Origin of the sequence: Singulisphaera sp. GP187 (assembly GCF_900129635.1) — a bacterium.
Taxonomy (GTDB): Bacteria; Planctomycetota; Planctomycetia; order Isosphaerales; family Isosphaeraceae; genus Singulisphaera.
In genome coordinates this window covers 1,967,777-1,985,130 of record NZ_FSRB01000001.1, presented here as the reverse complement: position 1 = coordinate 1,985,130, position 17,354 = coordinate 1,967,777, and the positions used below count along the sequence as shown (strand labels likewise).

Genomic DNA, 17,354 nt, shown 5'->3' with positions numbered 1-17,354 from the left:
GGACAATGGCTCAGGGCTCCTGGTCGAGACCAAGGACGGCCTCGGGCGGTTGCCCCCCCCCGCTCATCCAGCGATAGACGTCGGCCAAGCGTTGTCCTTGCTGTTCCCATGTGTATTTTTGTTCAACAAGAGCACGGCCGGCCGCACCCAACGCCGCACGCTGGTCGGGAGAGCGTTCCAGCAGGTCTCTCAGACCGCGAGTCACCTCATCGACGACCGGATCAACGACAATTCCGCCTTCGAAGTCCGCCAATTCCGGGAAGTGGCAGGCCGTTGTGATGAGGACGGGAAGGCGACAGACGAGCGCTTCGAGGATCGCCATGCTGAAGCCTTCGCTGTAGCTGGGCAAGATGAACGCGTCGGCGGCTCCCCAGACCCGTCGGGCTCGTTCCCCCGAGACGTGGCCGACCCAGGTCACGCGTGAAGTGAGGCCGTCATCGTTGATGCGGTTCAAGAACGGCCCAAGGGCGCCATCGTCGTTCCCTGCCAGGAGGAGATGGACCTGGGGATGATCGCGCTGAATTCGGGCGAAGGCCTGAGCGAGCAGGTCGAGTCCCTTCTTGACGTGAATCCGACTGTAGAAGAGCAGAACGAACTTGTCCTTCAATTCAGGGAATTCGGCCTCGAGGCAGGATCGATCGGGCAGGTTTTCGAGCGGGACCGGATCGACTCCATTGGGGATGAAGCAAATCGGGGTTCGAGGCGCCAGCGCGCGGAGGTGGCCGATCTCAGGTCGCGACAAGGCGTGGAGGCAGGCCGCGCGTCGGAGGTTTTTGCCTTCGACCAGCGCGGTGTAGACCTTCTTCTTCCACGCCTTCTGACGCATTGCCCAGGGCTCGGCCATGCCGTGAGCCGCGATCATGTAGGGCACGTCGGCCCGCCAGGCGAGCCGCGCACCGCGACGGGTCTGCGCTTGCCAGAGGCCGTGCATGTGGATCACTTCCGCCGTGCGAACGACCGCCTCGAGGTTGGTTTCCGGCCCCTGGAGACGGACGTTGGACGGAATGGGGGTGTCCCCGAGCCGGGATGGGGTCGGGGTGACGATATTGACCGGCCCCCCGATCTTGGCCAGCGCCTTGGTCATTCCGAGAATGCTTGGCACCATCCCGCCGTCACGGATTGGGTCGAGCCCATTGCAGATGTGCAGCCACCCTTCCCGAACCGTTCCGTTCGAGGGGACGTCCGCGGGTTTTCGGGTATTGGCCAGGGTGGAGGAGAACGATTGGCTCATCTTGGGCCTCGATTCAGGACGTGACCGGCGGGCGTCGCCCGCCTCTTCCTCCGTGACGATTGACCACGGCGTTTCAACGGGATAACAACCCACGACTCGAGGAGTCCGAGGACGAAACCGACTTCCGCTTCAAGTTTAAGGCGTCCACGGCAAGGCCGATTGCTTCGAGCGTGCCGGCGGCGAACCGCTCCGGCCCCCATTCCGCGACGACTTCGCGAGCGCGACGGCCCATCGCTTGCCGCTCGGCGACGCTGAGCGCGGCCATCCAGGTGAGACAGAGGCTCATGGCCTCGACGTCGCCTGGATCGAAGCGCCGCCCCGTGGTGTCGGGAAGGTCGGGGACGAGCGTCTCACCGCACCCGGCACGATCCGAGATCAAGAGGGGAAGCCCACATGCCGCTGCCTCGTTGACGACCAGGCCCCACGGTTCCATCAAACTCGGATGGACGAATGCCGAGGCAAACGCATACCAATGGGAAAGCTCATCAGCCTGGAGGAAACCGGGGCGGTGGATCGAGTCGGCAAAACCAGAAGCCGCGATCGCCTCATCAACCTCGGAGGCGCTAGGGCCATCGCCACACAGAACGAGGTCCCATGCCTCGGCCTTGGGGACCGAGCTCCGATAGCGTGCAAAGGCGCGGACCAACCGCACCAGATTCTTCTCGGGAGCGAACCGATTCACCGCCAAAAAATAAGGAGACCGAGGTAGCCCCTGAGCCTTCTCCACGCTTTGGCGGGCGCGCTCGGCCTGCCGCGCATACCGGTCGTTGTCCACGGCGTTGTAACCCAGGACGATCCGGTCGCGAGGCATCCCGAGATCGACGAGATAATTGCGATGGGGAGGGCCGCCGACGAGGGCGCTCGAGAATCGACGCACTCGGGTGCGCTTGACCGCCTCTTTCCACCAAACGCGAGGATGGTCGATCGCCTGACTTTCCGACATCAGGATCGCCGGACGTCGTTCGCGCCCCGCCCAGCGAAGGATCGCGGTGGACTCAGGACGGGAGTAGCCGACGGCCGCCACCACGTCGGGCCGGTCTCGCTGGAGGACTTCCTGCATCGCCTTCGAGCATGCCGACTTCGCGAGCGTTTCCAGTGTTCGGTTCGGAAAGAGCGTGACCCATTCAAACGGTTCCTTCCCCTGCTCACGGACCCAGGGATACAACCGCTCGGTCCCTGCGACTTCGTAGGCGATCAACCGTCCCCCGTCGGCATTGAGGGCGAGGGCCAAGGCTCTGAGCCTGGCGAGATGGTACGGCCCAAAATTCGTAAACGAGATCGCGAGTGTTGTGGACATATGGATGCGAGTTCCCTCTCGTTCCCGCCTGAATCGTGACGAAGCTCGGGTGATCGTTTCAGGCGGAATACGCCGCGACCGGGACGTCGCCTGACGCTCCCCCCCACTTGTTCACGAACCAGAGCAAGGTAATGAAGGGCATGGATGTGAAGCCCCAGTTGTAATAGAACCAGACCAAAGGGTCGTCCGTGACGACCATGAACCAGGCGTTGAAGAAGAAAACCGACCACCACGCCTGAACCCATGGGACGTGTCCGTACAACCGGAAATAGTCGTAGGCCGTTCGCAGAAAGAGCGCCACGCAAGTAAAGACGATCGCCGTCCCCCACGCGCCACCGTTGAGATGAGTCGCGCCGTGGATCCCGATCGCCGGGCCGGTAAAGGTCGAGTCGCGCTTATACTCGGACCCGGCGATCCATGCGTTGATCCATTGTTCCCGTCCAAAGTACGGCTTGCTCGGCCAGATGATTCGCGGGATGAAGGTCGAAAAGATCCGGAGGTACGAGGCACCGTAATCGTACTCGGACATGGATGGCACCGCGGTCATGATCACCAGCCAGGCGCCGTACTCTTCGGTCTCGTGAGAAATCGGTCCTTTCGTCCCATCATCTCCTTCAATGTTCATGTTTCTCAGGATGGTCGCCATGTCGAATTCACTCAGGAACGTGAGGAATTCGGAGGAGTCTCGACCGTGTTGGCGTTCAAATCTCCAACCGATGGCGATGGAAACCGCCAGTGCGCCCGCGAAGGCCGTCGAGATCAGGACTGGCCAGGACGGGCGTCGCAGCCGCGAGATGTAGAACGCGCACACCGTGACCAAAACGCCCATCAGCGAATGCGAACGTTTTCCGTTGAACATCCATACGAGAATATAGAACGCACCCATCAGCAATCCCAGGGCGGTGAACGCCGGGCGATGCTTTTCACCCGACTGGCCGGTGACGATGAGCAGAGCGGCCGCGACGAGCATGACGAACGGGAACGAAGCCAACAGGGCTCCTTCGGGTGTGACATCTCCGCCGCCGCCTCGGCTGATGAGGCCCGCGCTGATGCTCCCCCAGATGAACAGAAAGGGAGTGATGAGACAGACGATCCCCGTGGACCACTTGGTGGGCGGATTCGGCAGGCGTTTCGAGAGGAGTTTGGGGAATCCGCAATGATACACGACCAGGAATAAAGCGAGGGCCCAAAGGGCTCTGAGATTGGCCGTCATGATCATTTTGGGACCGCGAACCTGCATGGCCCAGTCATGGTAGTTAATCGCCTGGAACACGTAAATCTGGACATATCCGACGAGGAACATCCAGATCGGCGCAAACGGGTCGAACTTGCGCGAGATGACGTGCACAAGGAAGACCGCAATGATCAATGCCGCGGTGCCGTAAGCCGGGAGAACTTCCACGCTGATCCCCTTCCTGGGGTTTCCATTAACCAGGACAGTCGATCGCATGCCGGGCCGCCCCGGTGACGGCCGAATGATAGCGAGGCCAATCGAACGACTCAGCCCGGGTTCGCGCCGCGACTGACATCTGCTCACGACGGTTCGGATCCAAGCCCAGTTGCTCCATGGCCTCGGCCAAGCGTTCGACGTTCCCGGGCGGCACGATGAGGCCCTCGACACCGTCGCGGACCACGGAACCGGCGTCGGGAGTCACCACAGAGGCGAGGCCACACGCGAGCGCCTCGTACGTCACCACGGCCGAGCCCTCGAAGAGCGAGGGGAAGACGAAGACGTCAGCCGCCGCCATTCGCGCGGGCATCTCGGCGTGGGAGACTCGCCCGAGGACCTCAACCTCATCAAGGTAGTCGACCAGCGGTCCGGGATCGCTCGGCAGTCCGCCGAGCAGTTGAAGTCGCCAACCGGGACGTCGGATCCGCCGCCACGCTTCCAGGAGATACTTGATCCCCTTGCGTTGCGTGATTCCTCCCGCGAACAAGAAGGTGCATGATTCGTCGTGCCGCTTCGCCGGGTCGGGTCGGAAGTGGTGTGTGTCGGCCGCGTAAGGGATGACGGCGATCTTGTCTCGGTTCGTCCCGTAGCGAATCAGGGTTTCGGCAATATGGTCGGAAGGGACGAGAATGCGGTCGGCCAGGTCGATATCGCGAAGCCGGCGGTCGTGGAGCCAGGCCAGGGCCTCAAGATCGAGCGAACCGTCGCCAAGATAGATCCGGAAGAAGTCGGGTGCGGTCTCCGCCTCGCGTTCGAGAACCTGCTGCTCCTCGCGGACATCACCGTGGACCATGCTCAGGATCGAACGGATCCCGAGTTCACGGCAGCGTGGCAAGGTGTATTGCGAGCCCACGTCGCTGAAAATGAGCGCGGCGTCGGGGCGGTGCCGGGGGAGCGCGCGGGCCAATTGGCGGTCGAACCGCTCGGTTCGCCACCGCGCGACTCCACTCCGCGCTCGATGGCCCCGCCTCGCGAGTTGTTCCTCGAACCGGAGCGCGACGTCATACCCCCAGGAAGCACGGACCTGTGCGCCCGGGATCTTGGGATCAAATCGTCGCGCGAGCGTCCGTTGCAACCGCGCGAAACGTTCCGGAGCGACCCGGCTCGCCAGTGTGCCGAGCCGGCCGACCCCGCGATAGTAGTAGGCCGTGTGGAAACTATGGAGCAGGTTCGCTTGAGCCAGACCGATCACGGCCTGGTAGGCAGGTGGTCTGGCGTCGGGGCAAGCGACAAGAATTCGATCGGTGCGTGGAGTCGTCATCGCGTAGAACGCGCTCATCCGTGATGCAAATTAATGGATGACATCCCTCGGCGATCATCGTAAGTCGTCGGGAACGTCACCGTCAAGGGTCGAATCGCCAGCGCCCCGAGGAATCGGGTCGCAACGGTCCGCCGGCCGCTCGTGGTTGACCTCGGCGCGAGACCTCGTCCGAACCGCGGAGGTGAATCCTTCAGGCAGGGGTAACCGCAACGTTGGAATCGAGCGAGTGGCTCGATTATACTAACCCGAGTCGTAATCCGTTCGGGGCCTGAAATCGGACCTCCGCTGGATCGAAGGAACGAGTATGAATTCACCGCAGACATCCGAGATGGCCTCGCCTGACATTGACGAACTAATGTCACTCTTGAACCGGCTCTTGGAGAACGTGGCGACCGTGGTTCTGGGCAAGCCGGAAGTGATTAAGCTTGCTGTTGTTGCGTTACTGGCCGAGGGGCACGTTCTCATTGAGGATGTCCCCGGCGTGGGCAAGACACTTCTCGCCCGGGCGCTTGCGGCTAGCATCGACTGCACGTTCCGTCGCGTCCAGTTCACCCCCGACCTGCTCCCGTCGGACATCATTGGATCGAGCGTTTATAACGCAGCCTCGGGCGAGTTCATTTTTAAGCAGGGGCCGATCTTCGCCAATGTGATCCTGGCCGATGAAATCAACCGCACGACGCCGCGGACTCAGAGTGCGCTGCTCGAGGCGATGAGCGATACGCAAGTCTCGGTCGAGGGGAAAACGTATACGCTTGAACCTCCTTTCATCGTGCTGGCCACCCAGAACCCTTATGAGTTCGAGGGCACGTACGTCCTCCCGGAAAGCCAACTCGATCGATTTATGATCCGGCTCCGGATGGGCTATCCCGTTCGCTCCGAAGAACGCCGGGTGCTTTCCACCCACCGGTCCGGAGAACCGGTTGAAACGCTCCGTCCGGTCCTCATGGCGGAAGACGTGATCCATCTCCAACGCGCGGTGCGGAACGTCCGGGTTGACGACGCGATCGCCGAGTATTTGCTGGATATCGTGCACGCGACGCGCAAGGGAGAAGACCTCCACGTGGGGGTCAGCACCCGAGGCGCTCTGACCTTGTACCGTGCCGCCCAGAGTCTCGCGTTCGTGTCGGGTCGCGACTATGTTGTGCCCGACGACGTGAAATCCCTGGCCGTTCCGGTCCTGGCCCACCGTGTCGTGGGTAAATCCTTCCTCCAGGCAGGTGAGTTTGGGGCGGCCGAAGCGATCATCCGTGATCTTGTGGATCGGCTTCGCGTTCCCTCTTGAGCGAAGGCAGCCAGGGCGTCGGTATCGCGAAGCCAGTCGGGCGTTCGACGCGAGCACACGGAGTCGAGATCTCCGCCATTTCCTCAATTCGACCTGACCGCGGAAGGAAAGTGGTCTCCCATGGAGTCGCGTCGCTACTTCACTCGGTCCGCTCGCTGGGTCCTCGCCAGTCTGTGGCCGACTCAGAGACTTCTGTGGACGCGGGAAGGGGTTCTCTACATTGCCGTCTGGGCCGGGCTCCTCGCCACGGGGCTCAACCAGCAGATCAACCTGATTCTGCTCGTGGCCGGATTGGCGGCGGGTCCGCTCGTCGCGTCCATCTTCGCGAGTGCGGCGATGCTCCGGAAGCTTCGGGTCACGCGGCGAATCCCGGCTTACGTCTTCTCGGGCGAGCCGTTGACGCTCGACTACACGCTCGAGAACTCGCGGCGTTGGATGGCGGCCTTGGCGCTCGCGGTTGAGGACGACCTCACGCCCTTGGATCGAATCGTTTCCGGCTCGAGCAGTGTGACGCCTCGCGTTTTCTTCGCGCGGGTCCCTGGGATGACTCGGGCGCGACTGCGCTGGCAAGGCCCGAGCCCGAGGCGTGGGAAATATCGGTTTCGGATGCTCGACCTGGTCACTCGGTCCCCCTTCGGCTTGATCGAGCGCCGCGTGACCACGTTGGAACCGGCCCTGTTGACCGTTTATCCGCGCGTCGGCCAGTTGACGCGGCGCTGGCAATTTCTCCAGAGGCAGGCCTCCGAGACACGTCGGGGGATGAGGCACGACCGCTCCGCGCAGCAACAAGAGTATCATGGGCTCCGCGACTACCGGCCCGGCGATAGTCCCCGGTGGATCCACTGGCGAACCTCGGCACGACTCGGGCAGCCGATGGTCAAGGAATTCGAGCAGCAGAACGAGCAGGACCTGGCGATTCTGCTTGACCCTTGGCTTCCTCGGACCAAGGTCATGCCCGAGCAACGCGAGGCGCTCGAAAAGATGATCCAGTTCGCCGCGACAATCTGCCTCGAGACCTGCCGGCACCAGGGGCGAAGGCTCCTGCTCGGCTGGACCGGAGCCACCCCCGGAGTTCGCCAAGGCCCTGCGTCAGTCAAGCTGCTCCACGAACTCCTCGAACAACTGGCCGTGATGCGTCCCTCGTCCGAAGGAACGCTCTCCACACTGTTCGATACGCTTCCCCCGGCGACGCTCCGCGAGGCCGTGCTCGTGGTCGTCTCCACGCGCCCGGTGAACCTGCTCGAGGAAGCCGAACGATCCGAGCGGCTATCGGGAACGGCCGCGCGGGGGCTGATGGGCCGGGTCGTCTTGCTCGACGCCTCGAACGACGAACTCACGGAGTTCATCCAGTTTCCTGATGACCAATCGCCGAATCCGGCGAAGCCAAGCCCATCGAGTCGGACGATCTCGCCGGCGCCGATGATTCAGGACAGTGACCAGGACGAGGTTGAGGCGATCACGGAGGGTTCCCCGCGATGATCTTCACAACCCTCTACCGCACCAGCTTTTATCTGATGCTGACTTTGGCGACGTTGACCATGAGCGTCGACGTTACCGATAATAATTTCAGCATACTTTTCCCGGTCATGGTGGCCCTCAGCGGTTTTCTCGCGGTGATGACCGTCGATCGCAACCCCGCACTCGGCCTACCGCGGCCCGCGGCCAACGGCCTCGCGATGGTCTCGATCGGCCTCGTGCTTCTCGAGTATCTGATCGATCCCGACTCGCTGCTCAGGGTGTTGGCCCATTTTCTCGTCTACCTCCAACTGATCAAGATGTTCTTGCCCAAGACGCCGGAGGACGATTGGTTTCTCGTCCTCCTCGGCCTGACGCAGGTGCTCGTCGGTGTCTTCATCAGCCAGAGCGATCGGGTGGGCCTGCTGATGTTCTCCTGGGCGTTCCTCACCCTCTGGGTCCTCTCGCTCTTTTCGTTGCATCGCGACTCGCTTCGCTATCGTTCGATCGCCAGTCCCGTTTTCTCCACCACGCCATCCGAGCCTCGCGATTCGCTTCGGTCGGGTTCGAGTGCGGTGCCGATTCTCCAGGCGTCGACCGCCTCGCCTTCGGATGAGGCCTACCCGGGCTTGCTCGACCTCCCGTTTGTGCTCTCTGGGATTCGCGTGACCGCGTTAACGCTCGCGCTGGGCGGCGTGATCTTTCTGGCGATGCCCCGGCGCGGGACCACCACGCGGATGTCGCGCGGGTCCGAACCCGTGGCCGGGCACCTCACCGGTTTCGACGACGAAGTTCAACTCGGTCAACTCGGCGAAATTCTCGAAAACGACAGCGTTGTGATGAGCATCGAGCTCTTCAATGAGGTGCAACAGCGGATCAAGCCGACGGATGAATTGCTTTGGCGCGGCGTCACGATGTCGAAATATCAGGAGGGGCGGTGGTATCGCGAAGAAAAAGGGTATTCGCCACCTCCCAATCTCGATCGCCCGCGGACGATTCAACAGTCGATCAAGCTCGAGGTGACCGACTCTCCGGTTCTCTTCGGACTGCGACCGATTAATAAGATGGTTGCGGCCTCACGCCAAGTCTCCGAATTCAACGCGAATGACGGTACGTTTACGCGAGATGCGCTCCGGCCGGGATCCTTCGACTACGTTGTGACCTCCGACCCCGACTCGACGAACCCTCAACCCGGCGAGGATCCCCTGAAGGAGGACCGCCGTAGGACCCTGTTGGCCGTCCCCCCCGACCTCATCGCACCGCTGCGACAGATCGCCCTCCCGATCATCGAGAAGATTCCCGCCGAAGACCGCGAGGCCCAAGCACGCGCTTTGGACGACTACCTCCGGATCTCAGGGAAATTCAGCTATACGCTCCGAATGACCGTGGTCGATCGCAAAATCGACCCGGTCCTGGACTTTCTGATCAATCGCAAGGAGGGGCACTGCGAATATTACGCCAGTGCCCTCGCCCTGCTCTTGCGTTCGGTTGATATCCCGGCGCGCCTGGTCAATGGGTTCAAGGGAGGCGACTGGAACGAACTGGCGCAGGTCCTGAGCGTTCGGCAGAAGCATGCTCATAGTTGGGTGGAAGTCTATCTGGATTCGCCGGCGAATTCGCCCCCGAAGTGGCTGACGCTCGACCCGACTCCCGCCAATGAGCGACGAGACTCGGTGAATCGGGTGGGTGGATTCGGCTCGAACTTCCGTCAGTTCACCGATTTCATTCGGTATATCTGGGTTTTCTTCGTCGTCGGATACAACGCCGATCGGCAGCAGCGACTGATCTACGAGCCGATCAGGCAACTTGTCAACGAAGCCCGAAGTGGCTTCGCGATGATGGGGCAGTCGATTCGACCGCTCCTGGCCAACCTGCTCCACTTTAAAGACGTGGGGCAGTTCATCAGCGTTCGCGGATTTTTCGTCTCGTTCACTGCCCTCTTTCTGCTCGTGATGTTGACTCGCGCTTTCCTTTGGGTCGTCGGACGGATTCTTCGCTGGTTCCGGGGGACCGATCAGGATCCCTCGTCGCTTTCGGCAGGAGTGGTCTTCTACCGGCGCCTGACCCAACTTCTGGCGGACTACGGCCTGGATCGTCCTCCCGCGGAAACCCAGCACGAGTTCGCGCGACGGGCCACGGTCTTCCTGACCGGTGGTGGGTTGAAGACCGAATCGGTCGCCGATGTCCCGCGTCTGGTTGTCGACGCATTCTATCGGGTCCGGTTCGGCCACTTGACGCTCTCTCCAGAAGTCCTTATGAGTATTGAAGCTCGTCTGGACGCCCTGGAAGCGAGTCTTCGCTCCAAAGACGCGTAAACGAGGACCAATAGACCGGCGATCCGATCGAGAACGAGTCGCCCCCTCCCCTCCCCGATCCTGTTTCTTTCTTCTTTTGCTTCCGCTGGCCGTCGACGGGACGTTGGTCAAGGACTTCGAGAGGAACGCCGGACTATGCGAGTCGGACTGGTCGGTTTCTCGGGAAGTGGCAAGAGCACACTCTTTCAACTGCTGACCGGAGCGACGCCTGATCCCGGAAAGGTCCATGCCGGGCAGGTTGGCGTCGCGACCCTGGCGGACCCTCGGCTCGATTTCCTCACGGAGCTTCACAAGCCCAAGAAGGTCACTCCAGCCACGGTCGAAATGCTCGACACTCCAGGATTGATCCCGGGGTCTCATGGCGATAATCCCCAGCGCCTTGCCTTGATTCGCGAGGGGGACGCCCTCCTGATCGTCCTCGGTGCATTTGCCGGCGCGAACCCCGCCGCCGATCTGAACGGGTTCCGTGAAGAACTGCTGTTCGCCGACCTCAGCGTCGTCTCCAACCGAATCGATCGACTCACGGCAAGCTCCAAGAAACCAAGAGCGGACCGCGATGCCCAACTCAAGGAACTCGAGTTGATCAAACAGGTTTACGCGACGCTCGAATCGGGTGAACCGATCTCGACCCTGGGCCTGACCGAGGAAGAAAAGAAGCCGATGCGGTCGTTTGGTCTTCTGACCGACAAGCCGCAAGTCGTGTTGCTGAACGCAACCCAAGGGGAGGAAGTCCCGGAGTCGCTGCTAGCGATGGCTCCCGGTGCCGTTTGCCTCGATGCCAAGCTCGAACTGGAACTTTCCCAACTCGACCCCGAGGAGCGCTCGGGCTTCATGAACGACTTGGGAATCACCGAGTTCGGACGCAATCGGATCATTCGCAAAGCCTACGACGCGGTGGGGATCATCACCTTCTTCACGGCCGGAGAACCCGAGGTCCGTGGCTGGAACCTCGAGCGCGGTGGGTCCGCGGTCGATGCCGCGGGAAAAATCCATACCGACCTGGCCAAGGGGTTTATCCGCGCGGAGGTGACGGCGTTCGACGACTTGGCTCGGCTCGGAACCATGAAGGAAGTCAAAGCAAAGAATTTGCAACGACTCGAGGGCAAGGAATACGTCGTCAAGGACGGAGATATCATCTTCTTTCGCAGCGGACTGTAGCAAACGTCCCAGGCTTTGGCTTGATTGCAATGGCGGTCGGTAAGGGCGCGGATCACGCGGCCGATCGGGTGAGAGGCCAGGCCGGAGTTCCCTGGCATCACTCGGTTCCGTGGACCGGGCCTCATCGCTAGCCCGCTACGAGGTCGTGTCGCCTAAGCCGCCGGAGGGGGCCGTAAACCTACGTGGCGAGCACCCGACCTGCCGGCGAGCCTCATCCAGGTGATGCTGAGCGGCCGCCTCCCCATAGCCCCTTGCCCTCCAGCCTTGGTTCAGTCAGGCGGGTCTCGTCCCCGCACCCGCAGAGCGGAGACTGTCTTGGCCTCCCGCCGGGCCGACAAGCTCCATTCAGCCTGGCCAGATGGAGCCGGAAAGATCTCGCGTTCATCTCCACCTCGGAACCCGGATCGAACGGCCGCCCATCCCGACCTCTTGAGCCGACTGAACCGCACGCCGCCACGCATCATTCTGTGTCGCCCCCTCGGTGCGGATGAGCTTCTCAGAGACGAACCACATCGGTTCGCCCGCCTCGCTGACGAACGCGGCGTTCCCAATTGACCAGCGCCCGATGTAAGGTGAAGATTGCCTCGACGACGTCTTACGTGGTCATGGTCATACATCTTTGGTTGGGCCACCATCGTGACGACGACTTGCAGAGCGTAGCGAATCTGACAGGACCACTACTCGGTCTTACAGTTTTCGCGCGGTGCAGGAAGTATTCAATCAGACGTGGACCTGAACGTTGCCGAGGTCTCTAATTTTCTTGACGCCGACGTGCGGTTGGGCGCTCTGGTCAAGCCTGGGGTCGGGTTCCTCGGAAGGGTCTACCATTAAAGGTATTGTTCACCTATAAAGTCTGTTGGTGAAATGCTGTAGGACACCACCCTCAATCGAGTCGGCACAGAATTGACATAATGGTTAGTCGATGAATTAGTTATAGTCCGCATGATGAGGCGTTATCGCCATTTGATAGAGTGCCGCAAAAAAAGTATTTGCAATTCATCGATCGTGAGGTCAAAGTTGAGTCCCCCCTGCTCTCCCCCCCGATTTGGAACGTGTGAGCACTCGCGCTGCTGTTGCCATAAAGATGGTTTCAGAATTTCTTCCATTCTTCATCGTAGTGAATGCATTTCGCTAAATCGATTCACCTAATCGCTTAAGGCACCGACCGTTCTCTCTGCGAGTATGCAGGATGACAGCCGGGGTCCACGATCGAGGAGCGCGCCATGACTTGCCGCCACGAGTCTGCCGATCGTTTCTGGGATGGTCTGATCTTACGGCTAGTGAATCACTCGAGGCCAACTCGCGATGGCGTCGGCACTTCGGCTGATCGATTACGGGATCGCCGTCGCCGTGCCCGCCATCGGGAGCTTCTCGAAGCGGAAAACCTCGAGCGGAGAGATATCGCCGGATCGCTTCTGACCGGCCTGGGCTCGATCGCCGGCAATGGTCTTGCGGCCGAGATGCGAACGCCTTTCGGGGAAGGACGGCGTTCATCGCATCAAGGTTTCTCCGGCAGGGGCGGCATCCTCCCCTTCTCGATCGTTCCGCGCCGCCACGACAGTTTGCCCCTGCATCAAGGGCACGGCCATGGGTTGTCCGGTGGGTTCCGACTGAGCCGGGGGGATCTGCACTCGGTACAACATGTTTCACCGACGTCCGCGCACCCGCTGCTACCCAAATCGCTCGCTGCCGGGACACAACACCCCGCGAACACACCGAGCGGTCCGGGAGCTCCCCGCAAGCAGGGATCGGCAGCGCCGCAGGGAGGCGCGGCCGCCCGGGGCGGCGGTGGAGGCGTCGCGGGATCGGCGTTCGGCACCGCGACACGAGGCGGGACCGCCGCACAGACTCCGACGCCCTCCTCGAACTCAGGGGGATCGAGTTCACAGGTCGTTGGCGCCAGCGGAACTTCCGGCCCGGCCAGGTTGGCGCAGAGTCCTGCCCCGGCCACCGCGAGCCGCTCGACTCCCGCCCGCGCGGCGACTCCTTCCCCGACCCCGACCCCCACTCCCGGCCCGACCTCGCCGGCTCCGACTTCGATCCCCGCGCAATCGCCTCAGAGAAGCAGCACGAGCACGCTCACCCAGTTGCCACACTCCGTCATTAGCACACCCTCGGGCAACTCGATCCAGATCACGTGCGCCGACGTCGATAGCCTGACCGGCTGGTCGACCCCCGAAAGTGGTGGGAGCGACCCCGGCCGCGGTGGGGTCGTCTCCACCGGTGGCGGTCTGGTTCTGACCGAGGGCAATTCGTACGTCGTCGGGCTAGAGAAAACGCTGACGATTCCCAGCAACCCCTCGACCCTCGTCTTTCAGTATGACAACCTCTCGTTCGACACGACGGACACTCACTCGATCAAGGACGCCTTCGAGGTCGCCCTGGTCGATGGCCAGGATAAACCCCTGGTTCCCACCATCGGCGAGGCGCGCAACGCCTTCCTCAACGTCACCGAGGGACTACCTACGAAGCTCGGAGCGGGCACGACGGAGACCGGCACGGCGGTGGTCACCGTCACCACCGACATCTCCGGGCTCGCGCCTCAAAGCACGGCTCATCTGATCTTCCGACTGGTTAACAACGACTCCGACCACAACACGACCGTGCGGCTCCCGTGCCCAACTTCAGCCGACCACCCGCCGTCGGTCGCCGTGGACCTGTTCAACGACACCGCGCCCCCCGGGCCGAGTAGCAATGCTTACCGCACCGACCGACTCACCACCGACCCCACGGTGGCCGGTACGGCGTCCGACCAGGACGGCAGCGTGGCCACACTCGAAGCGAGCGTCGACGGCGGCGCCTACCAGGACATCAGCTCGACGCTCGCGGCGGGTTCATTCCGCTGGACGCCGACCGGCCTGTCCGCCGGCACGCATCAGATCACGATCCGCGCCACCGACAATGCGGGCCTGAGGACCGTGGCCTCGACCAGTTTCACGCTCGACGCCCCGCCGGTCGCCAACGCGGGGGGGAACCAGACCGTCGTAGAGGGGGACACCGTCACGTTCAACGCCTCGCAATCGACGGCCACCCTGGCGCCCCTCTTCTCCTACCAATGGACCTTCGCCGACGGGACGACCTCCACCGAGCCGATCACGACCCGGACCTACGCCGACGAGGGGAGCGACACCGCCACGCTGACCGTGGCCGATACCGCCGGCGCCACCGCAACCGCCGCCGCTCAGGTTACCATCGGCAATGCAACCCCGTTCGTCCGCCCCGTGGCCGATCAGCAGGTGACTGAAGGAACCCCTTACGCGCTGGCCGTCTCTTTTGCCGACCCGGGCACCGGCGACAAGCACACCGCCACGATCGACTGGGGAGATGGCACGTACAGCTCGAACGCCACTGTCCAGGAGCAGAATGGGGCGGGTACGGTCGTCGCAACCCACAGCTACTCGAACGAGGGGACCCACACCGTCACCGTGACCGTCGCCGACGACGATGACCCGGCCGGGACGGCCAGCACCACGTTCCACGTGACAGTCAACCCCCTGGCGCCGACAGTCACGATCAACGGCCCGCCCGTCACCGATGAGGGGGCGACCTACACGCTCAATCTCTCGGCCATCGAGCCGAGCGTCGACACCGTCTATGACTGGACGATCGATTGGGGCGACGGCACGGCCCCGGAGACGTTCTATGGCAACACGCCTACGGTCACTCATGTCTACAACAACGACGGGGTCACGGACACGATCACTGCGTCGGCGACCGACGAGGACGGCACCTGGAACGCGAACTCGTTGGCCGTCACCGTCAGCAATGTAAGCCCGACGCTCGTCATCGGCGGTCTGGGATCGGTCAACGCGGGAGCCACGTACACGCTCAACCTCGCGTCGACCGATCCGGGCCAGGATGACACGATCGACCACTGGACGATCCACTGGGGCGACGGCACGGCCCCTCAGACGATCAGCGGCAACCCGAACTCGGCCACGCACGTCTATGCCAGTGGCCCGAACGACGACACGATCAGCGCGACGGCGACCGACCAGGATGGCACCTGGGACTCCAACACCGTCCGCGTGCACGTCAACGCCACGGCGCCGCAGGTGGCGATCGCCGGTCCGGGCGTGACCTCCGAGGGGGCGACCTATACGCTCAACCTCTCGGCCACCGGGCCCGGCGGCAACTCGATCACGAGTTGGACGATTGCCTGGGGCGATGGCTCGGCCCCCCAGATCCTGAGCGGCAACCCGTCGACGGTGACACACATCTATGCCGACGGCGTCACCCCGGCGGTCAGCGATACGATCACCGCGACCGCGACGAACGCCAATGGCAGTTACCCCACCAACACGGTCAATGTCCAGGTGCTCAACGTGGCCCCGACGGTCACGACGGTTACAAACCCGACCAAGACTCCAACTTATGAAGGAAGTGCGCTCGCCAGCAACGCCATCGTCGCAACCTTCACGGACCCCGGCCTGAGCGACACCCATACGGCGGCGGTCTACTGGGGCGATGGGACCAGCAGCGCCGCGACGATCACGGAGTCGAACGGCTCGGGGACGGTCACGGCGGGGGGCCACACGTACGCCGATAACGGAACGTACACGGTCAAGGTGGTCGTCACCGACAAGGATCATGGCTCGGGAAGCCTGAGCACGTCGGCGTTGATCCAGAACGTCTCGCCGAAGGTCTCGGCCGGGTTCTCCTTCGTGCCCGATCCTAACACCGGCGCCCCGATCGCCGTCGTCTCGGGCGAGTTCACCGACGCCGGCTTCACCTTCGCGCCGGCGGGGACCGTCGAGGCGTTCACGGAGACGATCAACTGGGGCGACGGCACCACCCAGACGATGACTCCGACCGTCGTTCAAGGGTCGGCGGGCGTCGCCACGGTCGGTACCTACTCAGGTTCACACGCGTACGCGCAACCGGGCGTCTACCAGGTGACCGTCACGGTCACCGACGACGACGGCGGCCGGGGCACGGCCACGCTCAACTTCGGCTCGTCGTGCCTGCCGTTCCAGGTCGTCTCGGCGATCAACGTCGGCCGGCCGGGCGAGATCCCCGTCAAGATCTGGTCCTGCACCGACGCCGGCGGGAACCCCGACTTCAACGTCAACAATATCGTCGCCTCGAGCCTCCGTTTTGGGCCGGGGGGGGCCCAGGCCGACGACTACAACATCGTGCCCGCCCAGGGCGGCCGGATGGACGTCAAGTTTCCGAGCCTCTCCAGCGGGATCCACTCGACCGATCAAGTCGCTTACCTATCGGGCTGGATGGCGGTCCCGGGAAACTCGAGCCCGGTCTACTTCGTGAGCTGGGCACCGCTCAAGAACGTGCACGGCGGCAACCCACCGCCGGCGACGTCACCCCCGGGCCAGACCAAGTTCTACGTCGCCGACGGCGGTACGTCGACCGGCGGCGACACGACCTACGCTACCTGGCGAACGGGAACACGTCCGGGGCGTTCGGCTTGGACACCAGCGTGCCGAGCCCGCGCGGGATCGCCGTCAATGCCGCGGGTACCACCGCATGGCTGGTCGACGGGTCGAACCAGGAGGTCGACGTCCAGGGCACCGACGGTGCCCTGCTCGGTTCGTTCCGCGCCTTCGGACTGGTCAACCCCCAGGGGATCGCTACCAACGGCACGGACCTCTGGATCGTCGACGCGGGGATCCACTCGGTGCTGCGCTTCGTGGGAGGCGCCGCGATCCGGGCCGGGGCCGCGACTCCCCTGCCGCAGCCGGCCAGCAGCTCCGCCCTCCCGAGCGGATCGTTCCACCTCGACCAGTCGGACCCCAACCCGCTGAACGAAAACAATAGCCCCACCGACATCGTGACCCGCGACGGCTCGACCTTCTGGGTCACCGACGACAAGGCCCACGCCGTCTTCGTCTACAACGCCAGCGGGAACAAGGTCGGCGAGTGGTTCCTCGACCCGGCCGACACGAGT

At 63.0% G+C, this 17,354-nt stretch carries 9 protein-coding genes; 5 read left to right on the top strand and 4 right to left on the bottom strand.

The annotated features are described in order from the left end of the window. Nucleotides 1-10 precede the first annotated feature (10 nt). The 4 genes from BUS42_RS07800 to BUS42_RS07785 form a co-directional block, all read right to left on the bottom strand. The gene (locus tag BUS42_RS07800) at nt 11-1,231 is read right to left on the bottom strand and encodes a glycosyltransferase (RefSeq protein WP_074306434.1); all 1,221 of its coding nucleotides are present in this window, start codon (nt 1,229-1,231) and stop codon (nt 11-13) included. Between the two features lie 73 nt (nt 1,232-1,304). Then, the gene (locus tag BUS42_RS07795) at nt 1,305-2,528 is read right to left on the bottom strand and encodes a glycosyltransferase family 4 protein (protein ID WP_074306433.1); all 1,224 of its coding nucleotides are present in this window, start codon (nt 2,526-2,528) and stop codon (nt 1,305-1,307) included. 58 nt (nt 2,529-2,586) lie between these two features. Further along, nucleotides 2,587-3,978 carry a hypothetical protein gene (locus BUS42_RS07790; protein WP_254053367.1) on the bottom strand — a complete coding sequence of 464 codons (1,392 nt, stop codon included), beginning with the start codon at nt 3,976-3,978 and terminating at the stop codon, nt 2,587-2,589. Further along, the gene (locus BUS42_RS07785; protein WP_254053366.1) at nt 3,956-5,239 is read right to left on the bottom strand and encodes a glycosyltransferase family 4 protein; all 1,284 of its coding nucleotides are present in this window, start codon (nt 5,237-5,239) and stop codon (nt 3,956-3,958) included. The genes BUS42_RS07790 and BUS42_RS07785 overlap by 23 nt, the downstream gene beginning before the upstream one ends. Before the next feature lie 304 nt (nt 5,240-5,543). On the opposite strand from BUS42_RS07785, the gene BUS42_RS07780 reads away from it, so the two are divergent. The 5 genes from BUS42_RS07780 (at nt 5,544) to BUS42_RS07760 (ending at nt 17,211) form a co-directional block, all read left to right on the top strand. Then, on the top strand, nt 5,544-6,521 hold the full coding sequence (locus BUS42_RS07780) for an AAA family ATPase (RefSeq protein ID WP_074306430.1): 978 nt from the start codon (nt 5,544-5,546) through the stop codon (nt 6,519-6,521). 120 nt (nt 6,522-6,641) lie between these two features. Continuing rightward, entirely contained in the window at nt 6,642-8,000 is a 1,359-nt protein-coding gene (locus tag BUS42_RS07775; RefSeq protein ID WP_074306429.1) for a DUF58 domain-containing protein, read from the top strand. After that, nucleotides 7,997-10,291, top strand: coding sequence for a transglutaminase TgpA family protein (locus BUS42_RS07770; RefSeq protein ID WP_074306428.1), 2,295 nt, complete (start codon nt 7,997-7,999; stop codon nt 10,289-10,291). Before BUS42_RS07775 ends, BUS42_RS07770 begins: the two co-directional genes overlap by 4 nt. Nucleotides 10,292-10,426: 135 nt before the next feature. Further along, on the top strand, nt 10,427-11,449 hold the full coding sequence (locus BUS42_RS07765; RefSeq protein ID WP_074306427.1) for a DUF933 domain-containing protein: 1,023 nt from the start codon (nt 10,427-10,429) through the stop codon (nt 11,447-11,449). 2,087 nt (nt 11,450-13,536) lie between these two features. Then, nucleotides 13,537-17,211, top strand: a complete 3,675-nt coding sequence (locus BUS42_RS07760) for a PKD domain-containing protein (protein ID WP_074306426.1) — start codon at nt 13,537-13,539, stop codon at nt 17,209-17,211. Nucleotides 17,212-17,354 lie beyond the last annotated feature (143 nt).